The sequence below is a fragment of the Pseudomonas sp. SCPG-7 genome, assembly GCF_002156405.1.
In the GTDB taxonomy this organism is placed as follows: Bacteria; Pseudomonadota; Gammaproteobacteria; order Pseudomonadales; family Pseudomonadaceae; genus Aquipseudomonas; species Aquipseudomonas parakoreensis.
On record NZ_MVOO01000021.1, the window covers coordinates 46234 to 62826 of the forward strand.

Here is a 16593-nt window from a genome sequence, read left to right on the forward strand (position 1 = left end):
GTGAGTTCTTCTGCGGTGATGTTGTAGTGCTGCTTCAGCATGGTTACTTCACTGTAGCCCGTCAGGAACTCAATTAGATTGGTCAATGGATAGGCTCCAGCAGCTCGGAAACATTTTTAAGCGCTCTAAGCCATTCACGATCAATGAGCGCCTTCAGTTCTTCCTGCAATTTTTGACGAGACTCATTATCGAACCATTCGCGGTTATGGGTGGCTACGCGAGATTTGTATCCTGGTCCCAATCCCCATTCGTGCATGCAAGCCTGCCAGAAAGCGGGGTCGTCTTTTAATGCGTCTTTGAATACTGTTTGACCCATTAGTTGGGTTTTGCGCAAGAGATCTTCATAGCTTGTGATCAGAACCCGTTCTGCTTGTGTAATAAGTTCTTTTGCCTCTGTGTAGCGGGGGGTTGCAGCCAGCAACCTGCAGTGCCCCGTGAATTGCTCTACGATCTTGCTAAGGGCGACAACGGCAATGCGGCGGGCGCCGTAACCGATGTGGTGAGAATAGCTAAGTTGAGCCCATTCCCCTTCTCGTCGAACAGCGGCTCTTACTGTGGCCGCATAAGCGATCTGTATCTGGGCCAGCAAGCTTTCTTCGACCTGGGCATTTACTGTTGGTACGGAGTCATTGGCGTTTATCCAGGTATGTAACGTTTCGCTGGCATCTCGAAGTACTGCTCGAACTCGCTCTTCGCCATGATTTTTCAATACCTCGCGTGCGCCATTCGTGGCGGCCAAAGTCCGCGCTCTGAACGCTCTTCGAGCTTCAGTTAACCTTGAAATTAAAAAATCTTGAGCTTGATTGGCCGTATCCTCATTCGCGTTATAGAAGCCAATGGCCAAGTCGTGCAAGCCGAGGGGTTCGAGAGCCAAAGAAGCCTGCTCCGCTTTCAAGTCATAGCCTTCATCGGCGGATTCCACCGGAGTTCCGGTCGCGTCATCTTTCATCGCCATTGCTTCGCTTGGGCGCGGAAGCACTAGCAGGGCAGCATTAATGTCTAAGTTCCTCACTCCAGCGTCTTTCGCACGTTCGAGCAAGAGCCTGGCCTCGGCAGACGGAGCGTTGTTGAATGGTGAGCAAAGCACGGCGAGAGTATGCGGGTCATCCAAATGAACCTCGATATCCTCTCGCGCAGCAGTCCGGTCAATACCCTTGGTATCGATGATGCGAACTGTCAAATCAGTAGTGTTGAGCAGGCGGTCAGGAACAACTACTTCAATGCGCTTTGGAAGGGTGACTTCTGGATGTCTTCCGTTGTTAATCGCAGAGAACGTGTCCCTTAGCCATACCTTGGGTGACTTTCCAGATGCGCTGTCATACCAAATGTCCCGTCGGTCTCGGCGATGGAGCTCCATGCGGCTCAGAACTTCGACGAGAAACTCGCGAGGTGTCTTGTATATCTCTGCTAGCTCCTTTGCCGGGTCTTTGAGGATGCGCTTTCCATCTGCACCTTTTAGGCGCTGCACGGCCAGGCCAGCCATGTTGCGCAAAGCTCGGGCAACTTCCTTTGAAATGCCTTGCGATTCAGCCGCACCGTCATCGTCCTGATGCGCATTACTTTTCAGAATGTGGTCTACAAGATCGCTTACGTCCTGCCGGATTTCATCATCGCTTCTGGGTTCAATTAGAAGACCATAGTCTGGGCCTGTACGCAGATGGACTTCGCATACGGTGATCCCGCCACCGCCTACCTCAAGAATCGGAGTAGGTGATCCGTCTTCTTTTGGAAACACTAAGCCAGTCATTTGGCAGATTGCTGTGGATTTACCCACGCCGATACTGCCGATAAAGGCTATCTGGTGGTCACGCTTTAGGAGGAGGCCTGCGCAGCGATTCAACTCTTCAATGTATTCAGAAAGACGGCTTTCAAACGCATGAGGTGTGTCGGGACGATTGCGAAGCTCAACGAGCTCTGCAGCGACCAGTTCTGCTTCCCATAAAATCTCCTGCTCGGGATGATCAAGAGGAGGGCGTGGTAGCACAATCCAGTTCCTTTGGAGTGCTTGTGCAAGGTCGGTAGCCTCAGGTGTGCCGATTTGCATCAGGATGTCCTGAGCTTCCGCGGCTGTAATAGAGCGCTCACCACTTTCTATACGTGATAAGACTGCGGGGCTCAAAGAGACGCGTTTTGCTAGCTCTCCTTGTTTGAGGCCGGCTCTGTCTCGAACCTGCATGAGATGTCGTCCGACTTCAGCAGATCCTGCGGAGGTTTCTTGCTCGTTCATGGGCACACCTATGAAATGTTGTGAGCTCATTCTGGCAACATTTCTATTTTTATCAATTTAATTGTGAAATATTTCTTAAGCCGTAAATTGCTCTCGGTTGGCTTCATAGGTGTATGGGGGTAGCTGGCTGTGCGAAATTCTGTCCGTCCTCAATTCGCGGAATCGCCCTTGGGATGCAGATCGTAAGTAGGTTATCGAATGTCTTAAAGTGGTCACGAGCTAGCTTCAACTGCTGGAACTACGAGCAAAGCAGCGAGCGGGCATGCTCCCAAGGCTTGCATGCTTTTCAAGCAAGTTTCGCCGCGAGTTCCTCTGCTGTGATGTTGTAGTAGCGCTTCAGCATGTTCACCTCGCGGTGTCCCGTCACGCTGGCCAGCTCAATCAGATTGGGAAGTTTGGTGGCCAGCCGGCAGGTGGCCTCATGGCGTAGGTCGTGGAAGCGCAGGTCGAGCAGAAAGTCTTCCTGGGGCGTTACCAGAGCCCGTTCGCAATCTCCTAAGTATTTCGTCCTTGCTCGCTCCAAACCGCGTGTGAAGGCTTTCTTGAGGGCGTCTGCGGTGGTGGGGAAGACTCGGCCGCAAAGTGAGCGTGGCAAATCCTTCAGCAGCTGAATAGCTTTCGGGGAGAGTGGGACGGTTCTTGGGAGCCCGTTCTTGGTCGCTGGAAGATGCGCGGTTTTGCGATCCAGATTCACATGCTTCCAGCGCAACTCGAATAGCTCGCCACGGCGCATGGCAGTTTCAATTGCCAGTTGCACGATGGACCGTATTCAAGGGTTGTGCGAGGCGTCCGCATAGGTTCCATCGGCGCGGCGCTCTCGAAGCTCCAAGGCGCTGAGGATGTATTGCTCTTCAATTGGGTCCAGGCGTCGCGAGCGTTCGTCGTTATAGCTAGGGCGGCTGACCATCCGCACCGGATTCTCGGCGAGATGAATTCCCCATTCCCGGCGAGCGACCTCAATCACGCACTGAAACAAAGCCAGCTCACGCTTAACCGTATTGCCCTTGCGAATCTTCAGGCGCTCGTCTCGGTAACGGGCGAAGTCGGAAGAGGTGAGGGTGGCAACGATACGTGTCGCCAATGGATGACGCTTAAGGGCTTCCAGGCGTTTGATTTCCGAATAGGCGCCTTTGTGCTTCGGAGCGATCTCGGAGATGTAGCGATCAATGAGTTGATGAAAGGCGGTGCGTTCAGCCTCGACGCGAGAGACGAAAATGCCTCGGTCGATTTCGCTTTCGATCATGCGCGCCCAGGCTTGGGCATCGGCTTTAGTTTCGAAGGTTTTTCTTTGGGCTGGATAGCCCTTACGACGGATTTGCGCTTCCCACTGATACTCGCCGCGATTCCTGATTGTTGCCATTTCGACCATTCCCGCCACGTTCAAGTGTGGCAAATTTGTGGCAAAAACGACTTTCAGGACTAGGACAGGTTTCTGTCAGGAGCGCTATCCCCTTGTAATACAAGGGAAAGAAGATGGTGCACCAGGCGGGATTCGAACCCACGACCCCTGCCTTCGGAGGGCAGTACTCTATCCAGCTGAGCTACTGGTGCAGCGGGCGACATCATACCTAGGTCGGCTCGGGGCGTCCATGCCGGGTTTTGGCGGGTTTTGTCAGTGCGCGTGTCGGTGGAAACGCTGCATTACTTAAAGCTGTAACGTCCTGCAAAACCCTCGCTTGGCGCTTTTTCCCGGCTGATCTATGGTTTGGCTGCGGCCGGGGCTTTTTGCGCGTTGATCTGAAAAATCCAGCAAACGCAGGGTTTTTGTTCTTTTTTTCGAACGACCTATTGTCCTTTAACCCCTTTGCTCCTACGATCCGTTTGAGATTTCAAACGCTCTTTGACGGGGTGTGGAAGCGCAGGTGCGGCGAATAACGCACGATCACTGCGCCTCACCCGGTAGATGATTTCCCTGACGGCAGCCTTGCGAGGCGCCTTTCTACAATCATAATTTTGCTCCGCGCAGGCCGCGGTGCTGTTAAGGAAAGCCGACATGCAGCTTAAAGATACCCAGTTGTTCCGCCAGCAAGCCTTCATTGATGGCGCTTGGGTCGATGCGGACAACGGTCAGACGATCAAGGTCAACAACCCGGCCACCGGCGAAATTCTCGGCACCGTGCCGAAGATGGGCGCCGCCGAAACCCGCCGTGCCATCGAAGCCGCCGACAAGGCGCTGCCGGCCTGGCGTGCACTGACCGCCAAAGAGCGTGCCGGCAAGCTGCGTCGCTGGTTTGAACTGATGATCGAGAACCAGGACGACCTCGCGCGCCTGATGACTCTTGAGCAGGGCAAGCCGCTGGCCGAAGCCAAGGGCGAAATCGTTTACGCCGCGTCGTTCATCGAGTGGTTCGCCGAAGAAGCCAAGCGCATTTACGGTGATGTGATTCCGGGCCACCAGCCGGACAAGCGCCTGATCGTGATCAAGCAGCCGATCGGCGTAACCGCCGCGATCACCCCGTGGAACTTCCCGGCGGCGATGATCACCCGTAAAGCCGGCCCTGCGCTGGCCGCTGGTTGCACCATGGTGCTCAAGCCGGCGTCGCAAACCCCATTCTCCGCCTTCGCCCTGGCTGAACTGGCGCAGCGTGCCGGCATCCCTAAAGGCGTGTTCAGCGTGGTCTCCGGCAGCGCCGGCGACATCGGCAGCGAGCTGACCAGCAACCCGATCGTGCGCAAGCTGTCCTTCACCGGCTCGACCGAAATCGGCCGTCAGCTGATGTCGGAATGCGCCAAGGATATCAAGAAAGTCTCGCTGGAACTGGGCGGCAACGCGCCGTTCATCGTGTTCGACGACGCGGATCTGGATAAGGCCGTGGAAGGCGCGATCATTTCCAAATACCGCAACAACGGCCAGACCTGCGTCTGCGCCAACCGTCTGTACATTCAGGATTCGGTCTACGACGTGTTCGCCGAGAAGCTGAAAGTGGCGGTGGCCAAGCTGAAGATCGGCAACGGTCTGGAAGAAGGCACCACCACTGGCCCGCTGATCGACGAAAAAGCCGTGGCCAAGGTGCAAGAGCACATCGCTGACGCCGTGGCCAAAGGCGCCACCGTGCTGGCCGGTGGCAAGCCGATGGAAGGTAACTTCTTCGAGCCGACCATCCTGACCAACGTGCCGAAAGACGCGGCGGTGGCCAAGGAAGAAACCTTCGGCCCGCTGGCGCCGCTGTTCCGCTTCAAAGACGAGGCTGAAGTGATCGCGATGTCCAACGACACCGAGTTCGGTCTGGCCTCCTACTTCTACGCTCGTGACCTGGGCCGCGTGTTCCGTGTGGCGGAAGCTCTGGAATACGGCATGGTCGGCGTCAACACCGGGTTGATCTCCAACGAAGTCGCGCCGTTCGGCGGCATCAAGGCGTCGGGCCTGGGCCGTGAAGGCTCCAAGTACGGCATCGAGGATTACCTGGAAATCAAATACCTCTGCCTGGGCATCTAAGCCGGGAAAGGGATCGCTGCAAACGCAAAGGGCACGAGAGCGCTGTCCCTTTGCGTCGTTTCAAACCGGAATTTTCTCTGCGGCCAGGAACGCCGTGGCAGTCGATCATCGCATGCTGCCACCGCCGATTCCTCCCGCTTTATCCTTGAACCACGCCGCCCGATGAGCGGTGAATGAGGACTGTAATGAGCAAGACTAACGCTGAACTGATGGCCCGTCGTACCGCAGCTGTTCCACGTGGTGTTGGCCAGATTCACCCGATCTTCGCCGAATCGGCGAAGAACGCTACCGTGACTGACGTTGAAGGTCGTGAGTTCATCGACTTCGCCGGCGGTATCGCGGTACTGAACACCGGCCACGTGCACCCGAAAATCATCGCCGCCGTGACCGAACAGCTGAACAAGCTGACCCACACCTGTTTCCAGGTGCTGGCCTACGAACCGTACGTAGAGCTGTGTGAAAAGATCAACGCCAAGGTGCCTGGTGATTTCGCCAAGAAAACCCTGCTGGTGACCACCGGTTCCGAAGCCGTGGAAAACGCCGTGAAGATCGCCCGTGCCGCCACTGGCCGTGCCGGCGTGATCGCCTTCACCGGCGCCTACCACGGTCGCACCATGATGACCTTGGGCCTGACCGGTAAGGTCGTGCCGTACTCGGCCGGCATGGGCCTGATGCCAGGCGGCATCTTCCGCGCGCTGTACCCGAACGAGCTGCACGGTGTAAGCATCGACGACTCGATCGCTTCCATCGAACGCATCTTCAAGAACGACGCCGAGCCGAAAGACATCGCCGCGATCATCATCGAGCCGGTGCAGGGTGAAGGTGGTTTCTACGTCGCGCCGAAAGAGTTCATGAAGCGTCTGCGTGCCCTGTGCGACCAGCACGGCATCCTGCTGATCGCTGACGAAGTGCAGACCGGCGCTGGCCGTACCGGCACCTTCTTCGCCATGGAACAGATGGGCGTTGCGGCCGACCTGACCACTTTCGCCAAATCCATCGCTGGCGGCTTCCCGCTGGCCGGTGTCTGCGGCAAGGCCGAATACATGGACGCCATCGCTCCAGGCGGCTTGGGCGGCACCTACGCCGGTAGCCCGATCGCTTGCGCGGCGGCCCTGGCCGTGATGGAAGTGTTCGAAGAAGAGCAACTGCTGGACCGCTGCAAGGCTGTCGGCGAGCGTCTGGTCACCGGCCTGAAGGCCATCCAGGCCAAATACCCGGCAGTGATCGGCGAAGTGCGTGCGCTGGGCGCGATGATCGCGATCGAGCTGTTCGAAAATGGCGACAGCCACAAGCCGAACGCTGCCGCAGTGGCATCGGTGGTGGCCAAGGCACGTGACAAGGGGCTGATCCTGCTGTCTTGCGGCACCTACGGCAACGTGCTGCGCGTTCTCGTACCGCTGACCTCGCCGGACGAGCAACTGGACAAAGGCCTGGCGATCATCGAAGAGTGCTTCTCGGAGCTGTAATTCCGGGCACTGTGTGATCGGATCGAGAAAAAACCCGCTTCGGCGGGTTTTTTTATGCCTCAGAAACCCTTTTGCGCTGTATCGAAGGGCCAGCATTGGCTAAGGTTCAGGCATTGCAAGGGAGAGCGCGCATGACCGCCGTTGATTTACCCGCCGTACCCCGAGTGCTGATTGCCGAGGCCGATCCGTGGTCTCGTGACCTGCTTAAACAAGTGTTGCTCAACGTGCGCTGTGATGCGCGGCTGGACTTGTGTGCCGATGGCCAGCAAGCCATGTCGTTACTCAGCGAAGTGCCTTATGACCTGGCCATCGTCGATTGGGAGTTGCCCGGTATCGATGGCTTGAGCGTGCTGCGCAGCGTGCGCCAGCGCAAACGCAATCCGCCGCTGCCGTTCATTCTGATGAGCAGTCGCAACGACAGCGCCAGTGTGCGCGAAGCCATCCCGTTGGCCCCGACGGCCTACCTGACCAAACCGCTGAACATGGAAAGCCTGACCGAGCGGCTGCAGGGTTTGCTGTTGAATGCGGGTGAAGAGGTGTTCTGCGAGGTGCCGACGCTGGCGCCGGGCATGACCTTGTCGGTGTTCCTCGAGCGGCGCCGCGAGCAGGCCGATGGCGCGCCGTTGATGACCGATGTGCAGGTGGCGGTCAAACGCAGCCTCAACCCCAATGGCCTCGACCTGAAACTGCTGGAAGAAGAGATCCGTACCGATCCGCAGATTACCGCCGTGCTGATCGCCGCCGCCAACAGCGCGGCGCAGCATCATGGCGCGGCGGTACAGACCCTGGGGCAGGCGCTGCATCGCCTCGGGACCGGGCAGAGCATGAACCTGATTCTCGGCCTGGCGCTCAAGCGCAGCGCCAAACTCAGCGACCCGTGCCTGGCGGATTACGCCGAGCGCTATTGGGGCTTGTCGCTGCACACCGCCGAATACGCCCGCACCCTGGCGCGCCTGCTCGACCTGGATCAGGAGCGCTGCTATTGCGCCGGCATGCTGCATCGCCTTGGCGATCTGGCGTTGTTGCGCTGTTTACAGGAGTGGAAGCAGGCTGGTGGTGAGCTGGATGAGTGGGAGGAAGTCGGTGACGCGCTGGCGGAATTCGGCGCGGCTTACGGTTCGGCGTTGCGCACGCGCTGGCGCCTGCCGCTGGAGCTGCGCGAGTTGATTGCGTCGGTCTACCAGCTCGGAGGCGGGGTGTATTCCCGTGAGGCGCTGGTGATGAACATGGCGGCGCAAATGGCACGCCTGACCGAACATGAGGGCGTTGAGGAACTGGCAAAGAGTCGCACGGCGCGGCTGCTGAAGATCGGGTTGCCGGAACTGATGCGGATGCGTAAATAACCGGATTCACGAGCATCCCCCTGTAGGCGCTGCGGCACGCTGTGATCTTTTGATCTTGTCTTTTAAAGCAAAAATCAAAAGATCGCAGCGTGCCGCAGCTCCTACAGGGGAGGTAAATCGGATGGTGGATTCAGCTTGAGATAATCCGGTTCTTGCCCTGCCGTTTGGCCTCGTACATCGCTGCGTCCGCCCGGGCGAACAGGCTGTCGAGGCTTTCGTCATCATCCCTGAGGCTGGTCAGTCCCTGGCTGACGGTGATGCCGAAGGTCTGGCCGTCGACATTGAAGACCATCCGCTGAATCTCCTGCTGCAGCCGCTCGGCCACTTGCATCGCCATGTCCGGTGCACAACCGGGGAACACGGCCGCGAATTCTTCTCCGCCGATACGTCCGAACAGATCACCCCGACGTAACGAGGTGCGCCCGCATTCGGCGATACGTTGCAGCACGTTGTCGCCTTCCGGGTGGCCGTAGCTGTCGTTGATCTGCTTGAAGTCATCAATGTCCAGCAGCAGGAAGGCCAGTGGCGAACCGTGCAGGCGCGCGTCGTCGAACTCGCGGTTGGCGCATTCGAAGAAGTGGCGACGGTTGCTGCTTTGGGTCAGTACGTCGGTGGTGGCCAGCCGGTGCAGTTCGGTTTCCATGCGTTTTTTGTCGGTGATGTCTTCGGCGATGCCGACGATGATCACCGGTTGCCCAGGCTCGTCCTGACGGTTGATGAAGCACTTGTCGCTGAGCCAGCGAACCTGGCCGTCGGCGGCGATTATCCGGTATTCGCGGTCTTCCACCGCGCCTTTGTGCAGCACTTCGGCAAGACTGCGTTCGGCGTAATCCAAGTCGTCGGGGTAGATGCTGTCGCGCCACTGGTTGTAGTCGGCCAGCAACAGGCCTGCGGAGCGACCGAAAATCCGCTCGTAGGCAGGGCTGACATACAGCACCTGACGGGTTTCCCAATTGAACGCCCAGAGCACCGCGTTGACGCTCACCAGCAATGAACTGAACAGTTGTTCGCGCTCGCTCAGCCGGGCGACTTCGCCTTGGGCGTGCATCAGCGCCATCAGGGTTTGCGCGGCCTCGGGCCACTGCGCAAGGGATGAGTCTTTTTGATTGTTGTTGACCATCGGCACATTTCTCAAAAGGTGTGCCGCAATTTCGACAACGGCCACAGTACAGCCCGCCGGGGTGGCGAAGTGTCTTTGAGATAGGGCTTTCGGTGCTAAGTTCCGCGCTTTTGTAGAGAGGGAGCCTGCTCCCGCCGGGCGGTAGAGATGACGCGTTTCAGCAATGAGAACGCGTCGACATATTTGCGGTAGCTGCGCTACCGATCGGGGATGAATCCCCTGTGGCGAGGGGATTCGTTCAGGGCGGTCAGGCTGCGGCGGGGCGCAGCGAGTAGGTTTTCAGCTGGTCGGCAAATTCACGCAGGGACTGGATGCCGCTGGCCTCGGCCTCGTGCACCCATTCCTTGATGGCGGCGAGCATGTCGTGGCCATTGGCGCTGGTCTTGACCCAGATCTGCTGCAGGGCCAGGCGTTTTTCGTAAATGACCTTCAGCGCCTGGCTGTGCTCGAGCATGTTCTGGATGCGCAAGTGATGACGATCTTCCAGCAGGCTGGTTTCCCGTGACAGCAGGCGTTTGGCCCGATGGAATTGATGGCGTACCGAATGATCGACCTTGTCCAGTTCCTGCTTGACCAGTGGGCCGATCACCAATTTGCGGTATTGGGCCATGATCTGGAAGCGGTTGTTGAGGATCGCCATGGCGGTGTCCATGTCCAGATGGCCCTTGCCTTCGACGCGGTGGGCAATCGGCGCCACACGCTGGACCTTGGCCAGTCTGAAGAAGCTGAAGACTTTGATCCACGCCCAGCCGAGGTCGAATTCCCACTTCTTCACCGACAGTTTGGCCGAGTTGGGGTAGGTGTGATGGTTGTTGTGCAGTTCTTCACCACCGATCAGGATGCCCCACGGCACCAGATTGGTCGCCGCGTCGCGGCATTCGAAGTTGCGGTAGCCGATGGCATGGCCCAGGCCGTTGACCACGCCGGCGGCCCAGACCGGGATCCACATCATCTGGATCGCCCAGATGGTGATGCCGATGGTGCCGAACAGGAGCAGATCGAGGACGCCCATGATCGCCACACCCAGCAGCGGATAGCGGCTGTAGAGATTGCGCTCGATCCAGTCTTCCGGGCAGTTCTTGCCGTAGATGCGCAGGGTCTCCGGATTCTCGGCTTCGGCGCGATACAGCTCGGCGCCTTTGCGCAGCACGGTGGACAGACCCTTGATCACCGGGCTGTGCGGGTCATCTTCGGTTTCGCACTTGGCGTGGTGTTTGCGGTGGATGGCAGTCCACTCGCGGGTGTTCTGCGCCGTGGTCAGCCACAGCCAGAAGCGGAAAAAGTGTTTCAGGCCGGCATTCAGCTCAAGCGAGCGATGGGCCGAGTAACGGTGCAGATAGACCGTGACGGCGACAATTGTCACGTGGGTCATCAGCAGGGTGACCGCGACCAGTGACCAGGCCGACAAGCCAAGAAAACCTTCGTACCACATAGGCTATAGGGCCCTCGATAAAGATAAAAACAGCCGTTGCATTATCACCAAGCACACAGATAAAACCAGTCGCCCTTTCAGATAAGAGTCGCTGGATGTTTCTTGACCTATAATTCCAACCTTTTTTGTAGGGACATGGACAGCCGAATGCCTGCCACTTACCGCGATGCCCTCCGTGCAGCGCTGCTTTACCTGTTGCTTGCTGTTGTCTGGCTGCAGGGCACTGGTTACTTATTGAACAGTTTCTTTGATGAGTCTGTCGATCTGCAGCGATGGCAACTGATCAACGGTTACGTCTGGGCTGCCGTCAGCGCGGGCCTGATTTTCCTGGCACGGGCCAGATTGTGCGAATTTCTCGGTATCGGTGCGCGGTTACGCGAGCGGCAGGCCGACCGTGAACGCCTGCGCCAGGCCGCCGCGGTATTCGACTGCACCCGCGAGGGCGTGCTGGTCACCAACCGCGAGGGCCTGATCGTGCACGTCAACCGTGCGTTCATGGAAATCACTGGCTATCAGTACGAGGAAGTTCTCGGCCATCAGCCGAGCCTGTTCAAGTCCGGTCACCATCCGCCGGGCTTCTATCAGGCGATGTTCGCCACGCTGGAGAGCGAGGGCGAATGGAGCGGGGAGATCTGGAACCGGCGCAAGAGCGGCGAGATTTACCCGCAGTGGCAGACCATTCGCGTGATTCACGATGATCAGGGCCACCTCAGCCACTACGTGGCGGTGTTTTCCGACATCAGTGCGATCAAGGACTCTGAGCACGAACTCAAGCACCTCGCCCACCACGACCCGCTGACCGACCTGCCCAATCGCCTGTTGTTCAGCGACCGCGCCGAGCAGGCGCTGGCGTCGGCGCAGATCCACAAGCGCGGCTGCGCCTTGCTGATGATCGATCTGGACCACTTCAAGATGATCAACGACAGCCTCGGCCATAACGTCGGTGATCGCCTGCTCAAAGCCGTGGCGGCACGCCTGCAGGAACTGTTCGGCCCCGGGATTACGCTGGCGCGGCTAGGTGGTGACGAATTCGCGGTACTGGCGGAGAGTTGTCCGCAACTGGTTCAAGCCGCGGCGCTGGCCCAGCGCATTCTCGATGCGCTCAAGGAGCCTTTCGGCATCGACCGGCATGAGCTGTTCATCAACGCCAGCATCGGCATCAGCCTGTTCCCCAGCGACGCGTTGAGTGCCGATCAGTTGTTGCGCAATGCCGACGCCGCACTGTTCAAGGCCAAGAGCAGCGGGCGCAACGGTTACGCGTTGTACACCGAAGAGCTGACCGCGCACGCGCAGCAACGGGTCGAGATCGCTTTCGAGCTGCGCCGTGCGCTGGAGCAACAGGAACTGCGGGTCTACTACCAGCCGGTTCACGATTTGCGCAGCAGTCGCCTGATTGGCGTCGAAGCGCTGGTGCGCTGGCAGCATCCGCAGCGCGGGCTGGTGTCGCCGGCGGAATTCATTCCGATTGCCGAGCGCACCGGGATGATTGCTGAAATCGACGCCTGGGTGATGCGCCAGGCGTGTTCGCAGATGTGCCAATGGCAGCAGGCGGGGGTCGTGCTGTCGTTCGTCGCGGTGAACGTGTCGTCGCGGTTGTTCGCCCGGCGTGAGTTGTACCAGCAGGTGGCGCAGGTGCTGCACGAGACCGGTCTGGATCCGGCCTTTCTGGAACTGGAAGTCACCGAGAGCGCGGTGATGGATGATCCGGAAGTGGCGCTGGAGCAGATGCATCATCTGCGTGAACTGGGGATTCGCCTGGCCATTGACGATTTCGGTACCGGCTACTCATCACTGTTGCGGCTCAAGCGCCTGCCGGTGCAGAAGCTCAAGATCGATCAGGGTTTTGTCGCCGGGTTGCCCTGGGACGAGGACGACGCCGCGATCGTCCGGGTGATCATCGCGCTGGCCCGGAGCATGGGCATGCAGGTGCACGCCGAGGGGATCGAGCAGGCCGAGCAGGCGGCGTTTCTGCTGGAGCAGGCCTGTGACTTGGGACAGGGCTACTGGTTTGGGCGGCCAGTGCCGGCGGGGGAGATTGATTGGGAGCTGGCACCGTTTATCGGTTGAAACCGACCCTGTGGCGAGGGAGCTTGCTCCCGCTGGACTGCATAGCAGGCCCAAAATAACGGCGAGTGCTTGGCACTCGAGCGGGAGCAAGCTCCCTCGCCACAGGGGTTGCGATGTTCTTTCGCTGCGGGAACACCGCGCAAACCCTTGGCCTGTCAGATAATGTTTTCTAGTTATATAAACATTCTTAAATAGTCTTTTTAAGAATATCTGCGCCTCTCTTATATTGCTCCCACGCCGAACGCAGTGCCGCCCACTGCCAGGCATATCCCATTCAAAGGAGCAGCACCATGAGCGCATCCCTTCGCAGCGTTGACGGTCAGGACGAAAGCACCATCTTGCGGGAAATCCAGAGCGCCCTGCGCGATCTGCGTTTCGGCGCGGTGGAGATCACTGTGCACAACGCCCAGGTCGTGCAGATCGAGCGCAAAGAGAAATTCCGTCTGCAGCAGCCGGGTAACAAACCGAGCTGACAGAAGTTCACCGCCTGCGCCCGCTCCTTGTCGGGGATCAATAAAGGAGTGGCCGCAGGCGGTGATCTTTACCGGCAACCCGATTTCGCAACTCATAAGAAAAAGCCACCACCAAGAATTCCAGGAGCTTTCACCATGTCGTCGATTCGCCGTTACGCTTTGGCCGCCCTGGCCAGCGCCGTGTTTGCCGGTTCTGCAGTTGCCAAGGATTACGAATTGCTCAATGTGTCGTACGACCCGACGCGCGAGCTGTACCAGGACTACAACGCCGAATTCATCAAGTTCTGGCAGAAAGATCACGCCGGCGACACCGTGAAAATCCAGCAATCTCATGGCGGATCTGGCAAGCAGGGCCGTGCGGTGATCGACGGTTTGCGCGCCGACGTGGTGACCCTGGCGCTGGCCGGCGACATCGACGAAATCGCCAAGCTCGGCAAGACCCTGCCGGCCGACTGGCAGAAGCGCCTGCCCGAGGCGAGCACTCCGTATACCTCGACCATCGTGTTCCTGGTGCGCAAGGGCAACCCGAAAGGCATCAAGGACTGGGGCGACCTGATCAAGAACGACGTTTCGGTGATCACCCCGAACCCGAAAACCTCCGGCGGTGCGCGCTGGAACTTCCTCGCCGCGTGGGCCTATGGCCTGAAAGCCAACGGCGGCAGCGAAGAAAAAGCCAAAGAGTACGTGCAGACCCTGTTCAAGCACGTTCCGGTACTGGACACCGGCGCTCGTGGCTCGACCATCACCTTCGTCAACAACGGTCAGGGTGACGTGTTGCTGGCCTGGGAAAACGAAGCGTTCCTGGCGTTGAAAGAAGACGGCGGCGCTGACAAGTTCGACATCGTCGTGCCGTCGCTGTCGATTCTGGCCGAGCCACCGGTGGCGGTGGTCGACAAGAACGCCGAGAAAAAGGGCAACGAACAGATTGCCGAAGCTTACTTGAAGCACCTGTACAGCCCGGCCGGTCAGGAGATCGCCGCGAAGAACTTCTACCGTCCACGCGACAAGGACGTGGCGGCGAAGTACGCCCAGCAGTTCCCGAAACTGGAACTGGTGACCATCGACAAGGACTTCGGCGGCTGGAAATCCGCACAACCGAAGTTCTTCAACGACGGTGGCGTGTTCGACCAGATCTACCAGGCGCAGTAATCTGACTTCAGCCACACATCAAGCCTGAAGCCAGGCGCGGAAAATGTGGGAGCGAGCTTGCTCGCGAAAGCGGAGTGTCAGACGACGTAGAGTTGGCTGATACTCCCTCTTCGCGAGCAAGCTCGCTCCCACATTGGTGCGCTCAGCGGAATGCTTTTTAACCAAGGACTTTTATGTCGCGTCGTATCTCCCCCGTCATACCCGGCTTCGGGCTGACGCTGGGTTACACCTTGGTGTACCTCAGCCTGATTGTGCTTATCCCGCTGGCGGCGATGTTCGTCCACGCCGCCCAACTCACCTGGGATCAGTTCTGGACGATCATCACCGCGCCACGCGTGCTGGCAGCCTTGAAGCTGAGCTTCGGCACCGCGCTGTGTGCCGCGATCATCAACGGCATCATCGGCACGCTGCTGGCCTGGGTGCTGGTGCGTTACACCTTCCCGGGGCGCAAGGTCATCGACGCGATGATCGACCTGCCGTTCGCCCTGCCGACGGCGGTGGCCGGTATCGCCCTGACCGCGCTGTACACCCCGACCGGATTGGTCGGCCAGTTCGCCGCCGACCTCGGTTTCAAGATCGCTTACACTCCGTTGGGCATCACCCTGGCGCTGACTTTCGTGACGCTGCCGTTCGTGGTGCGCACGGTGCAGCCGGTACTGGCTGACATCCCGCGTGAAGTCGAAGAAGCTGCCGCTTGCCTCGGTGCGAAACCGTTGCAGGTGTTCCGCCATATCCTCCTGCCAGCGCTGTTGCCAGCGTGGCTGACCGGATTTGCCCTGGCCTTTGCCCGGGGTGTCGGCGAGTACGGTTCGGTGATTTTCATCGCCGGCAACATGCCGATGAAAACCGAAATCCTGCCGCTGCTGATCATGGTCAAACTTGACCAGTACGATTACACCGGCGCCACGTCCATCGGTGTGCTGATGCTGGTGGTTTCCTTCGTCCTGTTGCTGCTGATCAACTTGCTGCAGCGGCGCATCGAAACCCCATAAGGAGGCGCGAACCATGTCCCAATCGTCTATTGCGGCCGCGTCCTCGGCCAACGCTGCGCGGCGTGGCAGTGCCACTTCGCGCAGAATCCTGATCGGCCTTGGCTGGCTGATCTTTTTCCTGTTTCTGGTACTGCCACTGTTCATCGTGGTGTCGCAGGGTTTGAAGAACGGCCTCGGCGCATTCTTCACCGCGATCTTTGAACCGGACGCCTTGTCGGCGCTGAAACTCACGGTGATCGCGGTGCTGATTTCGGTGCCGCTGAACCTGGTGTTCGGCGTCAGCGCCGCATGGTGTGTGAGCAAATATTCGTTCCGCGGAAAGAGCATGCTGGTGACGCTGATCGACCTGCCGTTCTCGGTGTCGCCGGTGATCGCAGGTCTGGTCTACGTGCTGATGTTCGGTGCGCAGGGCCTGTTCGGGCCGTGGCTGCAGGATCACGACATCCAGATCGTCTTCGCCCTGCCGGGCATCGTGCTGGCGACGATCTTCGTCACCGTGCCGTTTGTGGCCCGTGAGCTGATTCCGCTGATGCAGGAGCAGGGCACGCAGGAAGAGGAGGCCGCGCGGCTGCTTGGCGCCAATGGTTGGCAAATGTTCTGGCACGTCACCGTCCCCAACATCAAATGGGGCCTGATCTATGGCGTGGTGCTGTGTACTGCGCGCGCCATGGGTGAGTTCGGTGCGGTGTCGGTGGTTTCCGGGCACATTCGCGGGGTGACCAACACCTTGCCGCTGCACGTCGAGATCCTCTACAACGAATACAACCACGTAGCCGCGTTCGCCGTGGCGAGCCTGTTGCTGATCCTGGCGCTCTTCATCCTGCTGCTCAAGCAGTGGAGCGAAAACCGTATCAACCGCCTGCGCGCCAGCGCCGCGGAGGAATAATT

General features: G+C 59.0%; 13 protein-coding genes and 1 tRNA gene. 8 read left to right on the top strand and 6 right to left on the bottom strand.

What is annotated here, in order from left to right; translation table 11 throughout:
• Positions 1-82: 82 nt before the first annotated feature.
• The 4 genes from B1722_RS25890 to B1722_RS25900 all read right to left on the bottom strand — a co-directional run bounded on the left by B1722_RS25890 (position 83) and on the right by B1722_RS25900 (position 3778).
• Positions 83-2227: a helix-turn-helix transcriptional regulator gene (locus tag B1722_RS25890; RefSeq protein WP_217436844.1), complete on the bottom strand. Its 2145-nt coding sequence runs from the start codon at positions 2225-2227 to the stop codon at positions 83-85.
• A gap of 286 nt (positions 2228-2513) precedes the next feature.
• The gene (locus B1722_RS29955) at positions 2514-2984 is read right to left on the bottom strand and encodes a site-specific integrase (RefSeq protein WP_256578868.1); all 471 of its coding nucleotides are present in this window, start codon (positions 2982-2984) and stop codon (positions 2514-2516) included.
• 12 nt (positions 2985-2996) lie between these two features.
• The gene (locus B1722_RS29960) at positions 2997-3587 is read right to left on the bottom strand and encodes a Shufflon-specific DNA recombinase (protein WP_256578869.1); all 591 of its coding nucleotides are present in this window, start codon (positions 3585-3587) and stop codon (positions 2997-2999) included.
• A gap of 114 nt (positions 3588-3701) precedes the next feature.
• Positions 3702-3778, bottom strand: a tRNA-Arg gene (locus B1722_RS25900).
• A 442-nt stretch (positions 3779-4220) separates the two neighbouring features.
• Here B1722_RS25900 and gabD point away from each other — a divergent pair.
• The 3 genes from gabD to B1722_RS25915 all read left to right on the top strand — a co-directional run bounded on the left by gabD (position 4221) and on the right by B1722_RS25915 (position 8472).
• Complete coding sequence (gene gabD, locus B1722_RS25905) at positions 4221-5663, top strand: NADP-dependent succinate-semialdehyde dehydrogenase (protein WP_086794826.1); 1443 nt, start codon at positions 4221-4223, stop codon at positions 5661-5663.
• A gap of 185 nt (positions 5664-5848) precedes the next feature.
• Positions 5849-7129 (top strand): 4-aminobutyrate--2-oxoglutarate transaminase, encoded by a 1281-nt coding sequence (gene gabT / locus B1722_RS25910; RefSeq protein WP_086794827.1) that lies wholly within the window; start codon positions 5849-5851, stop codon positions 7127-7129.
• 131 nt (positions 7130-7260) lie between these two features.
• Positions 7261-8472 (top strand): response regulator, encoded by a 1212-nt coding sequence (locus B1722_RS25915; RefSeq protein WP_086794828.1) that lies wholly within the window; start codon positions 7261-7263, stop codon positions 8470-8472.
• A gap of 130 nt (positions 8473-8602) precedes the next feature.
• Here the strand turns inward: B1722_RS25915 and B1722_RS25920 are convergent, their stop codons facing one another.
• On the bottom strand, positions 8603-9592 hold the full coding sequence (locus B1722_RS25920; protein ID WP_041071038.1) for a sensor domain-containing diguanylate cyclase: 990 nt from the start codon (positions 9590-9592) through the stop codon (positions 8603-8605).
• Between the two features lie 247 nt (positions 9593-9839).
• Positions 9840-11024, bottom strand: coding sequence for a delta-9 fatty acid desaturase DesA (desA, locus tag B1722_RS25925; RefSeq protein WP_041071041.1), 1185 nt, complete (start codon positions 11022-11024; stop codon positions 9840-9842).
• Positions 11025-11171: 147 nt separating this feature from the next.
• Here desA and dibA point away from each other — a divergent pair, with 147 nt between their 5' ends.
• From dibA to cysW, 5 genes are all read left to right on the top strand, one after another.
• Positions 11172-13091: a phosphodiesterase DibA gene (gene dibA / locus B1722_RS25930; RefSeq protein ID WP_086794829.1), complete on the top strand. Its 1920-nt coding sequence runs from the start codon at positions 11172-11174 to the stop codon at positions 13089-13091.
• A 290-nt stretch (positions 13092-13381) separates the two neighbouring features.
• Positions 13382-13564 (top strand): sulfur starvation response protein OscA, encoded by a 183-nt coding sequence (oscA, locus tag B1722_RS25935; RefSeq protein WP_039772974.1) that lies wholly within the window; start codon positions 13382-13384, stop codon positions 13562-13564.
• A gap of 135 nt (positions 13565-13699) precedes the next feature.
• Positions 13700-14713, top strand: a complete 1014-nt coding sequence (locus tag B1722_RS25940; protein WP_041071052.1) for a sulfate ABC transporter substrate-binding protein — start codon at positions 13700-13702, stop codon at positions 14711-14713.
• A 173-nt stretch (positions 14714-14886) separates the two neighbouring features.
• A complete protein-coding gene (gene cysT / locus B1722_RS25945) occupies positions 14887-15705 on the top strand; it encodes a sulfate ABC transporter permease subunit CysT (RefSeq protein WP_027611147.1) in 819 nt (272 codons plus the stop codon).
• A gap of 13 nt (positions 15706-15718) precedes the next feature.
• A complete protein-coding gene (gene cysW, locus B1722_RS25950) occupies positions 15719-16591 on the top strand; it encodes a sulfate ABC transporter permease subunit CysW (RefSeq protein ID WP_007952817.1) in 873 nt (290 codons plus the stop codon).
• Positions 16592-16593: the final 2 nt, after the last annotated feature.

What these genes read in the sequence shown, in the direction of transcription:
- cysT (WP_027611147.1), top strand. Translation starts at nt 14,887, where the DNA reads ATGTCGCGTCGTATCTCCCCCGTCATACCCGGCTTCGGGCTGACGCTG.
- B1722_RS29960 (WP_256578869.1), bottom strand. Translation starts at nt 3,587, where the DNA reads ATGGCAACAATCAGGAATCGCGGCGAGTATCAGTGGGAAGCGCAAATC.
- gabD (WP_086794826.1), top strand. Translation starts at nt 4,221, where the DNA reads ATGCAGCTTAAAGATACCCAGTTGTTCCGCCAGCAAGCCTTCATTGAT.
- B1722_RS25940 (WP_041071052.1), top strand. Translation starts at nt 13,700, where the DNA reads ATGTCGTCGATTCGCCGTTACGCTTTGGCCGCCCTGGCCAGCGCCGTG.
- B1722_RS25890 (WP_217436844.1), bottom strand. Translation starts at nt 2,227, where the DNA reads ATGAACGAGCAAGAAACCTCCGCAGGATCTGCTGAAGTCGGACGACAT.
- B1722_RS25915 (WP_086794828.1), top strand. Translation starts at nt 7,261, where the DNA reads ATGACCGCCGTTGATTTACCCGCCGTACCCCGAGTGCTGATTGCCGAG.
- oscA (WP_039772974.1), top strand. Translation starts at nt 13,382, where the DNA reads ATGAGCGCATCCCTTCGCAGCGTTGACGGTCAGGACGAAAGCACCATC.
- desA (WP_041071041.1), bottom strand. Translation starts at nt 11,024, where the DNA reads ATGTGGTACGAAGGTTTTCTTGGCTTGTCGGCCTGGTCACTGGTCGCG.
- dibA (WP_086794829.1), top strand. Translation starts at nt 11,172, where the DNA reads ATGCCTGCCACTTACCGCGATGCCCTCCGTGCAGCGCTGCTTTACCTG.
- cysW (WP_007952817.1), top strand. Translation starts at nt 15,719, where the DNA reads ATGTCCCAATCGTCTATTGCGGCCGCGTCCTCGGCCAACGCTGCGCGG.
- gabT (WP_086794827.1), top strand. Translation starts at nt 5,849, where the DNA reads ATGAGCAAGACTAACGCTGAACTGATGGCCCGTCGTACCGCAGCTGTT.
- B1722_RS25920 (WP_041071038.1), bottom strand. Translation starts at nt 9,592, where the DNA reads ATGGTCAACAACAATCAAAAAGACTCATCCCTTGCGCAGTGGCCCGAG.